We start from the raw sequence: 18230 nt of genomic DNA, 5'->3' as shown, positions 1-18230 counted from the left end.
GGGTCGTACGGATCGTACGGACGACGACTCCGATGGAAAACGACATCGTGAAAGGTGGTGTGCGGTGGCACCGAGCGAGAACGCAATCGCCGCGACAGGACTGACCAAGAACTTCGGCAAGTTCCGGGCACTCGACGGACTCGACCTGACCGTCCGCGAAGGCGAGGTGCACGGCTTCCTCGGCCCCAACGGGGCCGGCAAGTCCACCACCATCCGGGCCCTGCTGGGCCTGCTGAGGCTGGACGCCGGACAGGCCACCCTCCTCGGGAAGGACCCCTGGGCCGACGCGGTGGAGATCCACCGCAAGCTCGCCTACGTCCCCGGCGACGTGAGCCTGTGGCGCAACCTCTCCGGCGGGGAGGCCATCGACACCCTCGGCGCCCTGCGCGGCGGCATCGACCAGGGCCGCCGGACCGAGCTGATCGAACGCTTCCAGCTCGACCCGACCAAGAAGTGCCGCACCTACTCCAAGGGCAACCGGCAGAAGGTCGCGCTCGTGGCCGCCTTCGCCTCCGACGCCGAACTCCTCATCCTCGACGAGCCCACCAGCGGTCTCGACCCGCTGATGGAGGCCGTCTTCCAGGACAGCGTCAAGGAGGTCAAGCGGCAGGGCCGCACCGTCCTGCTCTCCAGCCACATCCTCGGCGAAGTCGAGGCCCTGTGCGACCGCGTCAGCATCATCCGCAAGGGCCGCACCGTCGAGACGGGCACCCTCACCGAGCTGCGCCACCTCACCCGCACCTCCCTCTCCGTCGAGTCGGAGCGCGCCGTCACCGGCGTCGAGTCGCTCGCGGGCGTCCACAACGTGCGGGCCGAAGGCAACCACCTCAGCTTCGACGTGGACAACGGCAACCTCGACACCGCCCTGACGCACGTGGCCTCCTTCGGCGTGCGCGCGCTCACCAGCACGCCGCCCACCCTCGAGGAGCTCTTCCTGCGCCACTACGGCGACCACGTGGAGGAGATCGGCGAGCAGAAGACCGGGCGGCGCGCCAAGGCGGGAGCGGGCGCGCGATGAGCGAGTACGCCAACACCCAGCCCCTGCTCAAGCTGGCGCTGCGCAGGGACCGCATCCAGCTGTCCGTGTGGCTCTACGGCACCGCTGCGCTCGCCTACAGCGCGGCCTCCAGCGTCGGCAAGACCTACGCCGACGAGGCCGCCCGGGCCGGCGCGGTCAAGCTCCTCACCGACAACCCGGCCCTGCTGCTCACGCGCGGCGCGCCCGTCGGCACCAGCGAGGGCGCCCTCGCCATGGTGCAGGTCCTGACGTTCCTGTGCGTCCTGGCCGGCCTGATGAGCACCTTCGCCGTCGTACGGCACACCCGGCAGAACGAGGAGAGCGGCCGCGCCGAACTCGTCGGGGCGGCCCCCGTCGGCCGGCAGGCGGGTCTCGCCGCGGCCCTGCTGCTGGCCCTCCAGGCCAACGTGGGCCTGTTCATCTTCCTCGGCATCGTGCTGCCCCTGGCCGGGCTGTCCATCGGCAGCTCGCTCGTGGCCGCCGCGGCCGTCGCCGCGACCGGACTCGCCTTCGCCGGCGTGGCCGCCGTCACCGCCCAGCTGTCCGGCACCTCACGGGGCGCCAACTCGCTGGCCGGGGGGTTCATCGCCGTCGCCTTCCTGATCCGCGGCGTCGCCGACGCCGGCGGAGAGGTCACGGCGTCCGGCACCGTCGTGGAGAGCACCTGGCTGTCCTGGCTGTCGCCCATCGGCTGGGCCCAGCGGACCAGCCCGTTCGGCGAGGACAGCTGGTGGGTCCTCGCGGTCCCGCTGCTGTTCGCGGCCGCCACGGCGACCGTCGCGCTGCGCCTGTCCGCCCGCCGCGACCTCGGCGCGGGCGTGTTCGAGGACCGTCCGGGTCCCGCCTCCGCAGCACCCGGCCTGCTCCGCCCGTACGGGCTGGCCAGGCGCCTGCACCGCGGCTCGCTGATCGGCTGGACCGTGGGGATCGCCGTGCTCGGCGCGGTGATCGGCGGCATGGGCAAGTCGGCCGGGGACGCCCTGAAGGACAACGCCGACCTCACCGAGACCCTCGGGAAGATCGGCGGCGGGGGCGGCGCCCCCGTGGACACCTTCTTCGCCTCGATGATGGTCATGGTCGGCGCGATCACGGCGGGCTTCGTGGTGCAGGCGCTGCTGCGGCTGCGGGCCGAGGAGACCTCCGGACGGCTGGAGGCGCTGCTGGCCACCGCCATCGGGCGGGGCCGCTGGGTGGCCGGCCACGTGGCCGTGGCCGTCGCGGGTTCCCTGATCCTGCTGCTCGTCGCCGGACTCGCCGCGGGCCTCACCTACGGCGCCGCCGCGGGCGACGTCGGCGCGGGCGTGGCCGACCTGACCGGTGCCGCACTGGTCCAGGCCCCCGCGGTCCTGGTCCTCGCCGGAGTCGTCGTCCTGGTGTTCGGCCTCGCGCCGGCGGCCTCCTCCGCCGCCGCGTGGGGGGCGCTCGCCCTCTGCCTGGTCGTCGGCCAGCTCGGCGCCCTGCTGAAGCTGCCCCAGGCGGTACGGGACCTCTCGCCGTTCAGCCACCTGCCGGCCCTGCCCGCGGTGGACGCCGAGGCGCTGCCGCTGGTGCTGCTGACCGCCGTGGCGGTGCTGCTGCTGTGGGCGGGCACCGCCCTGTTCGGGCGGCGCGACCTGGCCGCCTGACGCCGCGCCGCGACGCGGCACGCACGCGGAGGCCGTCCGCACCGGGATCGCGGTGCGGACGGCCTCCGCGTGCGTGCGGACGTTCCCCTCACTCCTGGCCGGGGTCGAGGAGCGACAGGTCCGACTTACCCCAGTACACCCACACCGCTTCGATCAGACCGTGCGAGCCGGTCCGGAAGATGCTCGTGAGCGCGAATTTGATGCGCTTGCGGAACGGGTCCGCGGGCTTGTCCAGATATCCGTGCTTCGTCAGGGTGGGACCCAGCGGCAGATAATTCATGTATACGGATACGGGAATGGCCACGTGCAGGCCGTCCTGTGCCGCCACCGGAACTCCGGCGACGTCCACCGTTTTCGCTTCCGCGGCCCGCTGGAAATGCACGCGCAATGCGTCGTGCCCGATCATCGGAACCGAACCGACCGGATCCTCGAACCGCACGTCCTTCGTGTACAGCTCCAGCATGTGGTCCACGTCGCCGCTGCTCATGCGACGGCAGTGCTCCAGCGCCAGCTCCTTGCGAGCCGCCTCGTCCAGCATCTCTTCCTCCCCTAAGCCGCGTCGGCGAGACGGACGTCGCTCGCCCCCCAGTAGGCCTTCATGTCCTCGATCAGCCCGTCGTCCCCGGCCCGCACCACCATCAGGAAGCGGAACTCCATCCGCTGCCCCGAGGGTTCGGCCGGAGCCGGGAGGACGCCGTGCCGCGTCAGGATCGGCCCGAGCGGCAGGTAGTCCATCGTGGCCACCACCGGAACGGCGGCGTGGCGCCCGTCCTGGGCCGCCACCGGCGTTCCGGGCACCTCCACCGCGTTGCTGTTCACCGCCCCGGTCGCGTGCGCGCGCAGTGCCGCGTGGCCCTGCTGCACCCCGGCGCCCACCGGGTCCTCGAAGCGGACGTCCGGCGAGTACAGCTTCAGCAGCCCCTCGACGTCCCCCGCGTTGACCCGGCGCGTGTGTTCCAGGATCAGGTCTTTCAGCGCCGCCTCGTCCAGCATGGATTCTTCTCCTTTCGGCAGGCCGGACCATCGTCGCGGCGGCCGCGCCGATCCCGCCATAGGCGCCTTGTTTGATAGGGGTTCGTAGGGGTTCAGGGCATTGTGGGCGAGTGCTAGCGTCGCGGGGATCGGGAATTGCCTGCACCGGCTCCCGGGAATTCGAATTCGACGGTGCGCAAGGCGTCTGACGGATGGAAGGGTCACGCACTCATGACCGCAGAAACACGCGCCGTGGTAATCGGTGGCGGCCTGGCCGGAATGCTGGCGTCCACGGTGCTCGCGCGGCACGTGGACCGCGTCACCGTGGTGGAACGGGACGTGTACCCCGAGGGGCCGGAACCGCGCAAGGGGGTCCCCCAGGCACGCCACGCCCACCTGCTGTGGTCCGGCGGCGCCCGCGCCATCGAGTCCCTGCTGCCCGGCACCCTCAAGGCCCTGGCCGACGAGGGCGCCCACCGCCTCTACCTGCCGCGCGACATCGTCTGGTTCACCCCGTACGGCTGGCAGACCCGCTTCCCCGGCAGCCAGTTCATGATCACCGCCAGCCGTGCCCTGCTCGACTGGGTGGTCCGCGAGCAGGCGCTGAAGAACCCCCGGATCGAGGTGCGCGCGCAGACCGGCGTCACCGGCCTCACCGGCGACGCGGACCGCGTCACCGGCGTCCGCCTGCGCGACGCCGAGGGCCACGAGAGCGGGCTCCCCGCCGACTTCGTCGTCGACACCGGCGGCCGCCCCTCCCAGATGCTCAAGTGGCTGACCGAGCTGGGCCTGCCGGAGGTCGAGGAGGACGTCGTCGACACCGGCATCGCCTACGCCACCCGCGTCTACCGGGCTCCCGCCGGCGCGGAGACCTTCCCCATGGTGAACGTCGCCGCCGCCCCCGGTACCGGCGAGCCCGGCCGCAACGGCGCCCTCGTCCCCATCGAGGGCGGCCGCTGGCTGGTCACCCTCGCCGGCACCCGCGGCGCCGAACCCCCCACCGGCGACGACGAGTTCATCCCCTTCGCGCGCAGCCTGCGCCACCCGGTCATCGCCGACCTGCTGGAGCGCGCCGAACCGCTCGGCCCCGTCCAGGGATCCCGCTCCACCGTCAACCGCCGCCGCTACTACGAGCGCCTCGCCGCCTGGCCGGACGGCCTGCTGGTGCTCGGCGACGCCCTCGCCGCCTTCAACCCCGTCTACGGACACGGCATGAGCTGCGCGGCCCTCAGCGCCCGCGCCCTGGACACCGCCCTGACCCGCGGCGGCCTGGGCCCCGGTACGGCCGACGCCGCCCGGCACGCGGTCGCCAAGGTCGTCGACGACCCGTGGCTGCTCGCCACCACCCAGGACATCTGCTACCCCGGCACCCGCAACCACGCCAAGGACCCGCGGATCGCCCCGCGCCCGCAGGACGCCCAGCAGTTCGCCGACCTGCTCGGCACCGCCGCCCTGTACGACCCGCTCGTCAACGCGGCCGCCATGCAGGTCACCGCGCTCGCCGCGCCCGTCGCCGGCCTGGAGTCCCCGCACCTGGTCGCCGCACTGCGCAAGGCGGCCGCCGCCGGGTTCACGGAGCTGGACGGACCGCCCTTCACCCCGGCCGAGCGGGCCGTCCTCGCGGCCGCCGAGGACACCGGAGCACCCGCCCTGACCAGCGCCTAACACACGGAACCCGGCCGCGCGCCCCCGGCCGGGGAAAAGGGCGTGATCATCCCTGCCGCATTTCCTGCCGGGCAACTAGTGACCCCCGCGAAGCCGGTCGGCTCCAGCGGTTCACAAGGCATCGTTTGCTGCGGTTCGAGGCAAGGCGACGCGGAGGGGGCGGACCATGAGGCTCATGTGCAGGGAAGACGTGTGCGCGCAGCTCGAGGGAGCGCTGACGGCGTGCGCGTCCGGGGCGGCGGGCGTCGTGCTCCTGGAAGGGGCGGTGGGCTGCGGCAAGACGGAAATGCTCCTGCACGTGGCCGAAAGGGCCGAGCGGCGCGGAGCCCTGGTGCTCCGCGCCGCCGGCTCCGCCCAGGAGTGCGACGTCCCCCACGGGGTCCTGCGCCAGCTGACCGCCGCACTGCCCGCCGGCACCCTCCCGGACGGCGTCGCCGGCCAAGGCCCGCTCGGCGGACGCGAGTTCACCGGCGCGCTGCGCGCCGCCGCGGCCCGCACCCCGGTCGTCGTGTGCGTGGACGACCTCCACCACACCGACCCCGCCTCGCTGGACCGGCTGCTGGACGTCGCCCGTGCCGTGCGCGGCGAGCGGCTGCTGCTGGTGCTGGCCGACGCGCCCCACGAGCACGCCGAGAGCCCGCTCGCACGGACCGAGTTCCTGCGCCACCCCGGCTTCACCCGGATCCTGCTCGGGCGGCTCGACGAGCCGGGCACGGCGGCCCTGCTGGAGGACCACACCGGCCGGCCCGCGGCCGACGCCGACACCGCCTGGCTGCACGGCGCCACCGGCGGCAACCCGCTGCTGCTGCGGGCCCTGCTCAGCGAACGGCCCCGCGCCGTACGGGGCCCCGCCGACCGGTGGCCGGAACCGGCCCCCGGCGGCCCCTTCACCCAGGCCGCACTGACCTGCCTGCACCGCGACGGCGCGGACTCCCGCACCCTCGCGGTGGCCCTCGCCGTCCTCGGCGACGACGCCACCCCCGAACTGACGGCCCGGCTCGCCGGCGCCGGCCCCACCGCCGCCGCCCGCGCCGCCGCCGCCCTGGAGGACTCCGGGCTCACCGAGGACGGCCGCCTGCGCCACCCCGCCGTGGCCGCCGCCGTCCTCGACGGAGTACCCCGGCACGAACTCGCCCTGCTGCGCACCCGCGCCGCCCGCGTGCTCCACGAGGCGGGCGCCCGCGCCGGGACCGTCGCCCCGCACCTGCTCGCCGCCTCCGAGGCCGGAGCCGGACCCGAGGAGGCACCGCGCGGCGACTGGCCCGTCCAGGTCCTGCGCGAGGCCGCCCTCCAGGCCCTCGTCGACGACGAGCAGTGCGACCACGCCGCCGCCTGCCTGGAACTCGCCCGCACCCTGTGCGCCGACGAGCAGACCGGCCGGGAGATCGGCCTCCAGCTGGCCGCGGTCACCTGGCGCAAGCACCCCGCCGCCGCCGAACGCCACCTCGACGACCCGCTCGCCGCACTGCGCCGCGGCGACCTCGGCCCCGCCCAGGCCGGCCGGCTCGCCCGGCTGCTCGTCGCCCAGGGCCGCATCGAGGACGCCGCCGAGGCCCTCGAACGCATGGCGGACCCGCGCGCGGCCGCCCGTACCACCCGCGAGGACCCGCTGCGCGAACTGTTCGCACTGCCCCCCGCCGCGGCCCCCACCGGCCCCGCCGCCCCGGCCGCCGCACCCGGTACGCCCGCCGAGCACCCCGGCGCCCCCGCCCGCACCGGCACCGCCGAGCTGCGTTCCTCCGCCGCCCTGTGGACCCACCCCGACAGCGCCGGTGACGAACAGGCCGCCGAACGCCTCCTCAAGGGCACCCCCCTGGCCCACGCCACCTTCGACCCCATCGTCCAGGCCGTCCGCACCCTGGTGCACGCCGACCGCCCCGACCGGGCCGCCGTCTGGTGCCGTCGCCTCCAGGCCGAGACCCAGCCCGCCGCCTCCCCCGGCTGGCAGTCCGTGTTCGGGCTCGTCCACTCCGAGGCGCTGCTGCGCCTGGGCGACCTCGCCGGCGCCGAACGCGAGGCCTCCGCCGCCGTGGACGCCGTCGCCGACCGGGGCGGACTCTTCCTCTTCGGGCCCCTCGCCACCCTCGTCACCGCCCTCACCGCGATGGGCCGCTACGAGGCCGTGGCCCGCCGCCTCCAGACGCCCGTCCCCGAGGAGCTCTTCTCCAGCGTCTACGCCCTCAATTACCTGAGGGCGCGGGGCCACTACTACCTGGCCACCCACCGCCACCGCGCCGCGCTCGGCGAGTTCCTCGACGCCGGCCGGCTCGCCCAGCGCTGGGGCCTGGACCGGCCGCGCCAGCTGCCCTGGCGCACCGACGCCGCCGAGGCCCTGCTGCGGCTCGGCGAACACCGCCAGGCCGAGCGCTTCGTCGTGGAGCAGCTCGCCACCTCCGGCGTCCGCAGCCCCCGCGTCCTCGGCGTCTCCCTGCGGCTGCGCGCGGCCACCTCCGAACTGCGCCAGCGCCCCAAGCTGCTCACCCGGGCCGTCGACGAGCTCAGCCGCTCCGGCGACCGGCTGGAACTGGCCAAGGCCCTCGCCGACCTCGGCCGCGCCCTGCTGCTGCTCGGCGAGGGCACCCGGGCCGGCATGGTCACCCGCCGGGCCTGGCACCTGGCCGCCGACTGCGGGGCCGCGCCGCTGTGCGCGCAGATCATGCCCGGCCAGACCGGCACCGAGCAGCGCCCCGCGCCCGAACAGCCCGCCGCGGAGACCCCGGAGACCGAGCAGCTCAGCGAGTCCGAGCGGCGGGTGGCCGCGCTCGCCGCCTACGGCTACACCAACCGGGAGATCTCCGCGAAGCTCTACGTCACCGTGAGCACCGTCGAGCAGCACCTCACGCGCGCCTACCGCAAGCTCGGCATCTCCCGCCGTCAGGACCTGCCCATGAGCCTGCAGTTCGACAGCCTCGACAGCGCCTTCCCGGGGGTAGGGGTCGCCTAGGGGCCGCAAGGGGAGGGGGCCGGGCACGGCCCCTGCCTAGCATCGGTCCGCGTGTCCACCCTTACTGACCTGACCAAGCGGGTCCTGCTGGGACGCGCGCTGCGCAGCGAGCAACAGCACGGCCAACTGCTGCCCAAGAGAATCGCCCTGCCGATCTTCGCCAGCGACGCCCTCTCCTCCGTGGCCTACGCACCGCAGGAGATCATGCTCACCCTGGGCGTGGCGGGCATCGCGGCGTACCAGTACACCCCGTGGATCGCCGGCGTCGTCGTGGTGGTGCTGCTGACCGTCGTCGCCTCCTACCGGCAGAACGTACGCGCCTACACCAGCGGCGGCGGCGACTTCGAGGTCGCCAACACCAACCTCGGCGAACGCTCCGGCCTGGTCGTGGCCGCCGCACTGCTGTGCGACTACGTGCTGACCGTCGCCGTGTCGGTGTCGGCGGCCGTGGAGAACCTCGGCGCGAGCATCCCCCTGCTGGCGGACCACCGCGTCGAGGCCGCGGTCGCGGTCGTCGTGCTGATCTCCCTCATGAACCTGCGCGGCGTCCGCGAGTCGGGCGCCGCGTTCGCGATACCCACGTACGCGTTCATGATCGCCGTCCTCGGCATGATCGTCTGGGGCGCGGTACGGCTGATCGGCGGCGAAGAGCTGCGGGCCGAGACCGCCGGCCTCACCATCCAGGGCGAGAGCGCCGGCATCGCCGGGTTCGCCCTCGCCTTCCTCGTCCTGCGCGCCTTCTCCTCCGGCTGCACCGCGCTCACCGGCGTCGAGGCCATCAGCAACGGCGTCCCGGCCTTCCGCCGGCCCAAGGGCGAGAACGCCGCGACCACCCTGGTCCTGCTCGGCGTCCTCGGCGTCACCATGTTCGTCGGCGTGACCGCCCTCGCCTACCGCACGGGCGCCAAGTTCGCCGATCCGGCACACGGCAGCCACCTCGTCGACCCGGTCACCGGCCAGGACGCCGGCGTCCCCCACCCGGTGATCGCCCAGGTCGCCAAGACCGTCTTCGAGGGCTTCTCCCCGGCGTTCTACTTCGTCACGGTGATGACCGGCATCATCCTCGTCCTCGCCGCGAACACCGCGTTCAACGGCTTCCCGGTGCTCGGCTCGATCCTCGCCCGCAGCCGCTTCATGCCCCGCCAGCTGCACACCCGCGGCGACCGGCTCGCCTTCAGCAACGGCATCGTCATCCTCGCCGCCGCGGCCGCGCTCCTCATCTACGCCTACGACGCGGCCGTCACCCAGCTCATCCCGCTCTACACGGTCGGCGTGTTCGTCTCCTTCACCATCAGCCAGATCGGCATGGTCCGGCACTGGAACCGGCTGCTGCCCGGTGCCGTCGACGTCCGGGGCCGCTCCGCGATGCGCCGGGCCCGCGCCATCAACGCCGTCGGCGCCGGCATCACCGCCCTGGTGCTGGCCGTCGTCCTCGCGACCAAGTTCGTCAGCGGCGCCTGGCTGGTGTGCCTGGCCATGGCCGGCCTGTACGCGCTGATGCGGGTCATCCGGCGCCACTACGACCGGGTCGCGCAGGAGCTGGAACCCGACCACGACAAGCCGGTGGCCTCCCTGCCCGGCCGGACGCACGTCCTCGTCCTCGTCTCCCAGCTGCACAAGCCCACCCTCCGCGCCGTGGAGTACGCCCACGCCCTGCGCCCCGACACCCTCCAGGCCGTCTCCGTCTCGGTCGACCCCGACGCGGCCGGCCGGCTGCGCGGGGAGTGGGAGCGCTCGGGCATGCCCGTACCGCTGCACCTGCTCGAATCCCCGTACCGGGAGATCACCCGCCCGGTCCTGGAGTACGTCCACCGCTTCCGCACCGACCACCCGCGCGACGTCGTCGCGGTGTTCATCCCCGAGTACGTGGTGGGCCGCTGGTGGGAGAACGTGCTGCACAACCAGAGCGCCCTGCGGCTCAAGGCCCGGCTGCTGTTCCAGCCCGGCGTCATGGTCACCAGCGTCCCCTGGCAGCTGGCCTCCTCCGAACGGGCCGGAGGGCGCCCGGAGCGCGCCGCGCCGGGCGCCGTCCGCAAGTCCTCGCCCCGCCACCCCGCCCCCGGACCGGGCGACGGCACCGGCGACGGTCCCGCCGGGACCCGGGACTGACAGGGGTGGGCAGGGGCCCCGGCAGGGGTGGGGGCCGCGCGTGCGCCGCCGTAACGTCGGCCGCGACGACACGTGTGAGCGAGCGATCTTGGGGGAACCGTGGTCCGTCGGCCTTGGGACGTGGAGTGCCCGGACGCACCCGTACGGCTGTTCTGCCTGCCGTGGGCCGGCGGCAGCGCCGTCACCTACCGCCGCGGCTGGCCGCAGGCCCTGGCACCCGACGTCGACGTGCACGCCGTGGAACTCCCCGGCCGCGGCGCCGAGTTCGGAGAGCCACCACTGCGCCGCGTGGAACCGCTGCTCGACGTGCTGACGGCGCGGATCGCCCCGCTCGTCGACCGGCCCTACGCGGTCTTCGGCCACAGCATGGGATCCATGCTCGGCCTCGAACTCACCCGCCGCCTGGTCGCCGTCGGCCTGCCCGAACCCATCCGCATGTTCATGTCCGGCAGCGGCATGCCGGGCCGGCGCCCCCGCACCGGGGGCAGCCCGCTGCACGAACTGCCCGAGAACGAGTTCCGCGAGTGGCTGCGCAAGACCGGCGGCACCCCCGCCGAGGTGTTCCGCAACCCCGAACTCCTGGACCTCGTCTCGCCGCTGCTGCGCGCCGACTTCGAACTCTGCGACGCCTACCGCCACCGGCCCGCACCGCCCTTCGCCTGCCCCGTCACCGCGATCGGCGGCGACGACGACCCCTACGTCCCGGTCGACGCGCTCGCCGAGTGGGCCGAGATCACCACCGGGCCGTTCGACCGCCTGGTCCTCACCGGCGGCCACTTCGCCTTCCAGGAGCACCTGGACCGGGTCCACGCCTTCGTCGCCGCCGCCCTGCGCACCGCCGTACGCGGCCTCGCCCCCACCCCGGCCGGGCCGGCCGCGTAGGGGTGACCGGGCCGGACACAGGGGTGCCCGCGCCCCGATCAGGGGTGAGGGAGGGCGCCGCCGTGATCCAGTCTTGGAGGGGACCGTACGCGTCGGGAAAGATGATCATCTCTTGATCGCTCGTGCGATCGGGATCCGATACCAACGGGAAACTGGTGATCGTCAGTTGATGCGGGAGTTCGAACGCGCCGCCCAGCAGGCCGGCTTCGTCCTCGACGACGCCCAGCGGCAGGCCGCCCTCAGGCTCGCCCGGCTCGGCGCCGACATGACGCGCCGCCGGGGACTGTTCAGCCGCCCCGCCGCACCCCCGCGCGGGGTCTACCTGTGGGGCTCGGTCGGCCGCGGCAAGAGCTGGCTGACCACCACCTTCTACGAGGCCGTACCGCTGCGGAACAAGCGGCGCCTGCACTTCCACGACTTCTTCCGCGAGTTCCACGCCGCCTACCACCGCAACCGCGGCGACAGCCGGGTCACCGACCGCGCCGTCACCGAACTCCTCGGCGACTGCCGCTTCCTCGTCTTCGACGAGTTCCACGTCCACGACGCCGGTGACGCGATGCTGATCGGCCGGGTCCTCAGGTCGATCCTCGACCAGAAGATCACCCTGCTCACCACCTCGAACTACCCTCCGGCCGGACTGCTCCCCAACCCGGTCTTCCACGAGATGTTCGAGCCCACGATCAAGCTGCTCGAAGAGACCATGGACGTCGTCGAACTCGGCGGCGGACGCGACTACCGGGCCGAGTACGGATCCGGCGCCGCCCGCTCCGAGTTCGAGCGCGGCGCCTACCTGTGGCCCGGCACCGGCGAGCAGCTCGCCGAACAGGGCCTCACCCCGCCCGAGCCCGCCGAACGGCAGCCCGTGGAGGTCGGCGGCGGACGCACCGTGCCCGCGCTGGCCGTCCGCGGCGACCGGGTCTGGTTCGACTTCCACGACCTGTGCGACCGGCCGTACTCGACCGGCGACTACCTGGCGGTGGTGGACCGCTTCCCCCTCTGGGTGCTCTCCGGCCTGCCCCGCCTGGCCGGGGAGAACCGGGATGCGGCCCAGCGGTTCGCCAACCTCATCGACGTGCTCTGCGACCGCGACGTACGCCTCGTCCTCGTCGCAGAGGCACCGCTCGACGACGTACTGCGGGGCGAGAACCTGCCGCTCGACGTCAACCGGACCGCGAGCCGCCTGTCGCTGCTGTCCGCCACGGCCGACTCCGACGCGCACTGAGCGGGGCCCGGTCGGTGCGGAACGCGCGGCTCGCTCCGCAGCTGTTTCCGACATCAGACAACAAAGGGCAATGCCGATGGCGACCGAACAAGAACTCCGCGACTACCTGAAGCGCGCGACCGTCGAACTGCGCTCCGTCAGGCAGCAGCTCCACGATGCCGAGGAAGCGGGCCACGAGCCCGTCGCCATCGTCGGCATGGGCTGCCGCTTCCCCGGCGGAGTGACCTCGCCGGAGGACCTGTGGCGGCTGCTCGAAGGGGGAGTCGACGCGATCTCCCCCTTCCCCGCCGACCGCGGCTGGGACCTCGACGCCCTGTACGACCCGGACCCCGACCGGCCCGGTACGACGTACACCCGCGAAGGCGGCTTCATCGACCGCGTCGCCGAGTTCGACGCCGGGTTCTTCGGCATCAACCAGCGTGAGGCCCTCGCCATGGACCCCCAGCAGCGGCTCCTCATGGAGACCGCCTGGGAGGTCGTCGAACGCGCCGGGATCGACGCCGCCTCCCTGCGCGGCAGCCGCACCGGAGTCTTCCTCTCGGTGATGTACCACGACTACGCCAACCTCCTGGAGGGCCGCGAGGAGCTCGCCGGCTACGTCATCAACGGCAGCGCCGGGAGCATCGCCTCCGGCCGCATCGCCTACGGCTTCGGCTTCGAGGGCCCCGCCCTCACCGTGGACACGGCCTGCTCGTCCTCGCTGGTGACCCTGCACCTGGCCGCCGAATCGCTGCGCCGCGGCGAGTGCTCCCTCGCGATGACCGGCGGCGCGACGGTGATGTCCACCCCCGCCTCCTTCGTCGAGTTCAGCCGGCAGCGCTCCCTCGCCCCCGACGGCCGCTGCAAGCCCTTCTCCGCGCACGCGGACGGCACGGGCTGGTCCGAGGGCGTCGGCATGCTCCTCCTGGAGCGGCTCTCCGACGCCCGGCGCAACGGCCACGAGGTGCTCGCCGTGATCCGCGGCTCGGCCGTCAACCAGGACGGCGCCAGCAACGGCCTCACCGCCCCCAACGGCCCCTCCCAGCAGCGGGTCATCGGCCAGGCCCTGGCCAACGCCCGGCTGACCGCCGACCAGATCGACGCGGTCGAGGCCCACGGCACGGGCACCTCCCTCGGCGACCCCATCGAGGCGCAGTCCCTGCTGGCCACCTACGGCCAGGAGCGGCCGGCGGACCGCCCCCTGTGGCTGGGCTCCCTCAAGTCCAACATCGGCCACACCCAGGCCGCCGCCGGCGCCGGCGGCGTCATCAAGATGGTCATGGCCATGCGGCACGGCGTACTCCCCAAGTCCCTGCACGCAGAGGAACCGACCCCACACGTCGACTGGGCCTCCGGCGCGGTGGAACTGCTCGCCGAGGCCCGGCCGTGGCCCGAGACCGGACGGCCCCGGCGCGCCGCAGTGTCCTCGTTCGGCATCAGCGGCACCAACGCCCACGCCATCCTGGAACAGGCCCCCGACCCCCTCCCGGCGCAGGCCGCCCCGGACCCGGCCGCCGCGGCCCCCGAGGCGGACACCGCCCAGCCCGCCCCCCGCCCAGCGGCCTTCTCCACCGCCCCGGCCGTCGCCTGGCCGGTCTCCGGCCGCACCGGCCCGGCCCTGCGCGCCCAGGCCGCACGGCTCCGGGACCGGATCGCCGCCGACCCCGCCGCCGACCCGCGGGCCGTCGCCGCCGCCCTCCTGCACACCCGCTCCGCCTTCGAGCACCGCGCGGTCCTCCTCGCCGCGGACCTGCCCGGCCTCCTGGACCGCCTCGACGCGCTGGCCGCCGGCCCGGACCACGGCGAGGACGACGGAGGACGCCCCGACGGGCTGATCACCGGCGTGGCCCGGGCCGGCGACGTCCGGCCCGTCTTCGTCTTCCCGGGCCAGGGCTCGCAGTGGACCGGCATGGCCCTCGAACTCCTCGACTCCTCCCCGGTCTTCGCCGAACGCATCGCGGCCTGCGAGGCCGCGTTCGCCCCGTACGTGGACTGGTCGCTGACCGGCGTCCTGCGGGCGGCGGACGGCGCGCCCTCCCCGGACCGGGTGGACGTCCTGCAGCCCGCCCTGTTCGCGGTGATGGTCTCCCTCGCCGAACTCTGGCGGGCCTGCGGCGTCGAACCGGCCGCCGTGGTCGGCCACAGCCAGGGCGAGGTCGCCGCCGCCGTCGTCGCCGGCGCGCTCTCCCTGGCCGACGGCGCCCGGATCGTCGCCCTGCGCAGCCAGGCCCTGCTGGAACTGTCCGGCACCAGCGCGATGGCCTCCGTCGCCCTGCCCGCCGACAAGACCGCCGCCCTCCTGACCGCCTGGGACGGCCGGCTCTCCCTCGCCGCCGTCAACGGCCCGACCTCCGTGGTCGTCGCCGGCGACCGCACGGCCCTGGACGAGATGCTGGAGAAGCTCACCGCCGACGGCGTCTGGGCCCGCCGCGTCCCGGGCGTCGACACACCCGGCCACTCGGCGCGCATCGAGGAGGTGCGCGAGCGGATGCTCGACGCCCTCGCCCCCGTCGCCCCCGCCGAGTCCGCCGTCCCCTACTACTCCACCGTCACCGGCACCCTCCTGGACACCGCGGGACTCGACGCCGGCTACTGGTACCGCAACATGCGCCAGACGGTGCAGCTGGAGCAGGCCGTCCGCGCCCTCGCCGCCGACGGCCACGCCCACTTCCTGGAGATCAGCCCCCACCCCGTGCTGGGCGTGGGCCTCGCCGAGACCCTCGAACAGGCCGGCACCGACGCCTTCCTCGGCGAGACGCTGCGCCGGGACGCCGGCGGCACCGGACGCTTCCTCACCTCCCTGGCCGCCGCCCACGTCAACGGGGTACAGGTCGACTGGGACGCGGCGCACGCCGGGCGGCTGCCGCACCCCGCCCCCGGCCTGCCCACGTACGCCTTCCAGCGCGGCCGCTACTGGCCGCAGGCCTCCACCCCCGCCGGCGACGCGACCGCGCTGGGCCTCGGCTCCGCCGGACACCCGCTGCTCGGCGCCGCCGTCCCGCTGCCCGACACCGACGGGTTCCTCTTCACCACCCGCCTCTCACCGGCCTCCCACCCCTGGCTCGCCGACCACGCGCTGCTCGGCCACGCCCTGCTGCCCGGCACCGCCTTCCTCGAACTCGCCCTGCACGCGGGGCGGCAGCTCGGCTGCGCCCGCGTGGAGGAACTCGTCCTGGAGGCACCGCTGCCGCTGCCCGAGCACGGCGGCGTCCAGGTCCAGCTCACCGTCGGCGCGGCCGACGGGGCGGGCCGCCGGCCGGTGGCCGTGTACGCCCGCCCCGACGGCGCGGGCGCCGACCCGGCCGGGACCGGGCAGCCGTGGACCCGCCACGCCGGCGGGCACCTCACCCCCGACACCGCGCCCGCCGCCCCCGCCTTCGGGATGTGGCCGCCCGAGGGCGCGACCCCGGTCGACGTGAGCGGCCTCTACGACGCGTTCGCGGCGGCCGGCTTCGGGTACGGGCCCGCCTTCCGGGGCCTGCGCGCCGCCTGGCGCCGGGGCGAGGAGGTCTTCGCCGAGGTCCGCCTGCCCGAGGAGCAGCAGGCGGGCGCGGCCGGCTTCGGACTGCACCCGGCCCTGTCGGACGCCGCCCTGCACGCGATCCCGCTCGGCGCCCTGGCCGACGGGGACGAGCGACACGGCGACGGCGTGACCGCCGGGATCGGCCGGGGCCGGATGCCGTTCGCCTGGCACGACGTCACCCTGCACGCCACCGGCGCCCGGTCGCTGCGGGTCGCCCTCGCACCCGCCGGGAACGAGGCCGTCTCCCTGGAACTCACCGACCAGACGGGCCTCCCGGTGGCCGGCGTCGGCTCGCTGGTGCTGCGGCCCCTGAACCGGGAGCAGCTCGCCGGGGCCCGCCCCGGGCACGGCGACTCCCTGTTCCGCCTCGACTGGACCCCCCTCCCCGCGCTCCCGACACCCCCCGACGCCTCCTGGGCGGTGCTGGGCCCGGACGCCCCCGCCCCGGCCTCCGGCGCGCGGCGGATCGGCGACCTCGCGGAACTCACCGCGCTCCCGGCGCTCGTGCTGGCCTCGCCCGCCGCGGGCGCCGCCGAGGTGCGCTCCGCCACCGCCGCCACCCTCGCCCTGCTCCGGTCGTGGCTGGCCGACCCCCGGCTCGGGGAATCCCGGCTGGCCGTGGTCACCCGGGGGGCCGTGGCGACGGGGGAGGGCGACGGAGCCCCGGACCCGGTCCAGGCGGCCGTGTGGGGCCTGGTCCGCTCGGCGCAGTCGGAGCACCCGGAACGGTTCCTGCTGATCGACCTCGAGCAGCCGGCCGCCGGCACCGACGGGGCCGCCGGCCACGACGCCCTGGCCCGCGCCGTGGCGTCCGGCGAGCCCCAGACCGCCGTCCGCGGCGCCACCGTGCACGCCCCGCGCCTGGCCCGGGCGGCAGCGGGCACCGCTGCCGCGGACGGGACCGGCTTCGCCCCCGACGGCACCGTCCTCATCACCGGCGGTACCGGAACCCTGGGCCGGGCGGTGGCCCGCCACCTGGTCACCGCACACGGCGTACGCCACCTCCTCCTGGTCAGCCGCTCCGGCGGCGCCGAGGACCTGGCGGCGGAACTGTCCGCCCTGGGCGCCTCGGTGACCGTCGCCGCCTGCGACGTCGCCGACCGCGAGGCCCTGGCCTCCCTCCTGGCCGCGATCCCGGCCGGGCACCCCCTGACCGCCGTCATCCACACCGCGGGCGTCCTGGACGACGGCGTCGTCGAGTCCCTCACCGCCGAGCGCTTCGACGCCGTGCTGCGCCCGAAGGCCGACGCCGCCCGCAACCTCCACGAACTCACCGCGGACCTCGGCCTTACGGCGTTCGTCCTCTACTCCTCCGCCGCCGGCCTGTTCGGCGCCCCCGGCCAGGGCAACTACGCCGCCGCCAACGCCTACGTCGACGCCCTCGCCCAGTACCGGCGCTCCCTCGGCCTGCCCGCGCAGTCCCTCGCCTGGGGCCTGTGGGCCGAACGCAGCGGTATGACCGGGCACCTCGACGGGGCCGGGCTCGCCCGCATCGAACGCGCCGGAGCCCAGGCCCTGACGACCGCCGAGGGGCTCGGCCTGTTCGACGCCGCGCTCGCCTCCCCCGAGGCGCTCCTCGTCCCGATGCGGATGGACCTCGCGGCCGTACGCGCCCAGGCCGCGGCGGGCGAGAGCGTGCCCCGGCTGCTGCGCTCCCTGGTCCCGGCCCCCGTGCGCCGGGCCGCCGCCGAGGCGGCGCCCGTGACCTCGCTGGCGCACCAGCTGGCCGGACTCCCGGAGCACGAACGCACCCGTGTCCTGTCCGACCTGGTACGCGGCCACGCCGCCACCGTCCTCGGCCACGCGGGCCCGCAGGAGGTCGAGGCCGACCGCGGCTTCCTGGAGCTGGGGCTCGACTCGCTGACGGCGGTCCAGCTCCGCAACCGCCTCGGCGCCGCCACCGGACTGCGCCTGCCGACCACGCTCGTCTTCGACTACCCGACGCCTGCCGCGCTCGCCGCGTTCCTGCGCGGCCTGCTGGTGGTCGAGGAGCCGAGGCCGGCGGTGTTCGGCGAACTGGACCGGCTGGAGGGCACCCTCCGGGCGGCCGCCTCCCAGGACTCCGAAGAGGTCCGGGCCGAGGTGTCGGCGCGCCTCGCGGACCTGCTGGCGCTCTTCGGGACGCCGGCGCCCGCCGCCGCGACGACCACCGCCGCGGCCCTGGGCACCGCCTCGGCAGACGAGATATTCGACTTCATCCAGGCCGAATTCGGCCGCTAGGAGGGAGAACGCGGGAGGGCCTGTACCGGCCGGATCGCTCCGGCTGGTACAGGCCCTCCCTTTCCGTTCGC

Annotated in this window: 10 protein-coding genes; 8 read left to right on the top strand and 2 right to left on the bottom strand. The window is 74.8% G+C overall.

From position 1 onward, the window contains the following. The first annotated feature begins 64 nt into the window (after positions 1–64). Both D1J60_RS36390 and D1J60_RS36385 read left to right on the top strand, forming a co-directional pair. Positions 65–1018, top strand: a complete 954-nt coding sequence (locus D1J60_RS36390) for an ABC transporter ATP-binding protein (RefSeq protein WP_125602882.1) — start codon at positions 65–67, stop codon at positions 1016–1018. Further along, positions 1015–2643: an anibiotic ABC transporter gene (locus tag D1J60_RS36385; protein WP_125824789.1), complete on the top strand. Its 1629-nt coding sequence runs from the start codon at positions 1015–1017 to the stop codon at positions 2641–2643. The genes D1J60_RS36390 and D1J60_RS36385 overlap by 4 nt, the downstream gene beginning before the upstream one ends. Positions 2644–2731: 88 nt before the next feature. Here D1J60_RS36385 and D1J60_RS36380 read toward each other — a convergent pair whose 3' ends face one another. Then, a complete protein-coding gene (locus tag D1J60_RS36380) occupies positions 2732–3181 on the bottom strand; it encodes a nuclear transport factor 2 family protein (RefSeq protein WP_125602880.1) in 450 nt (149 codons plus the stop codon). An 11-nt stretch (positions 3182–3192) separates the two neighbouring features. Next, positions 3193–3636 carry a nuclear transport factor 2 family protein gene (locus D1J60_RS36375; protein ID WP_164721129.1) on the bottom strand — a complete coding sequence of 148 codons (444 nt, stop codon included), beginning with the start codon at positions 3634–3636 and terminating at the stop codon, positions 3193–3195. A gap of 210 nt (positions 3637–3846) precedes the next feature. Here D1J60_RS36375 and D1J60_RS36370 point away from each other — a divergent pair, with 210 nt between their 5' ends. The 6 genes from D1J60_RS36370 to D1J60_RS36345 all read left to right on the top strand — a co-directional run bounded on the left by D1J60_RS36370 (position 3847) and on the right by D1J60_RS36345 (position 18159). After that, complete coding sequence (locus tag D1J60_RS36370; RefSeq protein WP_125602878.1) at positions 3847–5280, top strand: FAD-dependent monooxygenase; 1434 nt, start codon at positions 3847–3849, stop codon at positions 5278–5280. A 175-nt stretch (positions 5281–5455) separates the two neighbouring features. Then, positions 5456–8224 (top strand): LuxR family transcriptional regulator, encoded by a 2769-nt coding sequence (locus D1J60_RS38795; RefSeq protein WP_125824788.1) that lies wholly within the window; start codon positions 5456–5458, stop codon positions 8222–8224. Positions 8225–8275: 51 nt separating this feature from the next. Further along, complete coding sequence (locus D1J60_RS36360; RefSeq protein WP_125824787.1) at positions 8276–10333, top strand: APC family permease; 2058 nt, start codon at positions 8276–8278, stop codon at positions 10331–10333. A 99-nt stretch (positions 10334–10432) separates the two neighbouring features. After that, positions 10433–11215 carry an alpha/beta fold hydrolase gene (locus tag D1J60_RS36355; RefSeq protein WP_125824786.1) on the top strand — a complete coding sequence of 261 codons (783 nt, stop codon included), beginning with the start codon at positions 10433–10435 and terminating at the stop codon, positions 11213–11215. A gap of 169 nt (positions 11216–11384) precedes the next feature. Beyond that, a complete protein-coding gene (gene zapE / locus D1J60_RS36350) occupies positions 11385–12437 on the top strand; it encodes a cell division protein ZapE (RefSeq protein ID WP_125824785.1) in 1053 nt (350 codons plus the stop codon). A 70-nt stretch (positions 12438–12507) separates the two neighbouring features. Further along, a complete protein-coding gene (locus D1J60_RS36345) occupies positions 12508–18159 on the top strand; it encodes a type I polyketide synthase (protein ID WP_125824784.1) in 5652 nt (1883 codons plus the stop codon). Positions 18160–18230 lie beyond the last annotated feature (71 nt).

Source organism: Streptomyces sp. W1SF4 (assembly GCF_003950035.1).
Taxonomy (GTDB): domain Bacteria; phylum Actinomycetota; class Actinomycetes; order Streptomycetales; family Streptomycetaceae; genus Streptomyces; species Streptomyces racemochromogenes.
This window is presented reverse-complemented; position numbering and strand designations above follow the sequence as displayed.

Coding starts and splice junctions, on each gene's coding strand:
- D1J60_RS36385 (WP_125824789.1), top strand. CDS start 1,015: ATGAGCGAGTACGCCAACACCCAGCCCCTGCTCAAGCTGGCGCTGCGC.
- D1J60_RS36380 (WP_125602880.1), bottom strand. CDS start 3,181: ATGCTGGACGAGGCGGCTCGCAAGGAGCTGGCGCTGGAGCACTGCCGT.
- D1J60_RS36375 (WP_164721129.1), bottom strand. CDS start 3,636: ATGCTGGACGAGGCGGCGCTGAAAGACCTGATCCTGGAACACACGCGC.
- D1J60_RS36370 (WP_125602878.1), top strand. CDS start 3,847: ATGACCGCAGAAACACGCGCCGTGGTAATCGGTGGCGGCCTGGCCGGA.
- D1J60_RS38795 (WP_125824788.1), top strand. CDS start 5,456: ATGTGCAGGGAAGACGTGTGCGCGCAGCTCGAGGGAGCGCTGACGGCG.
- zapE (WP_125824785.1), top strand. CDS start 11,385: ATGCGGGAGTTCGAACGCGCCGCCCAGCAGGCCGGCTTCGTCCTCGAC.
- D1J60_RS36345 (WP_125824784.1), top strand. CDS start 12,508: ATGCCGATGGCGACCGAACAAGAACTCCGCGACTACCTGAAGCGCGCG.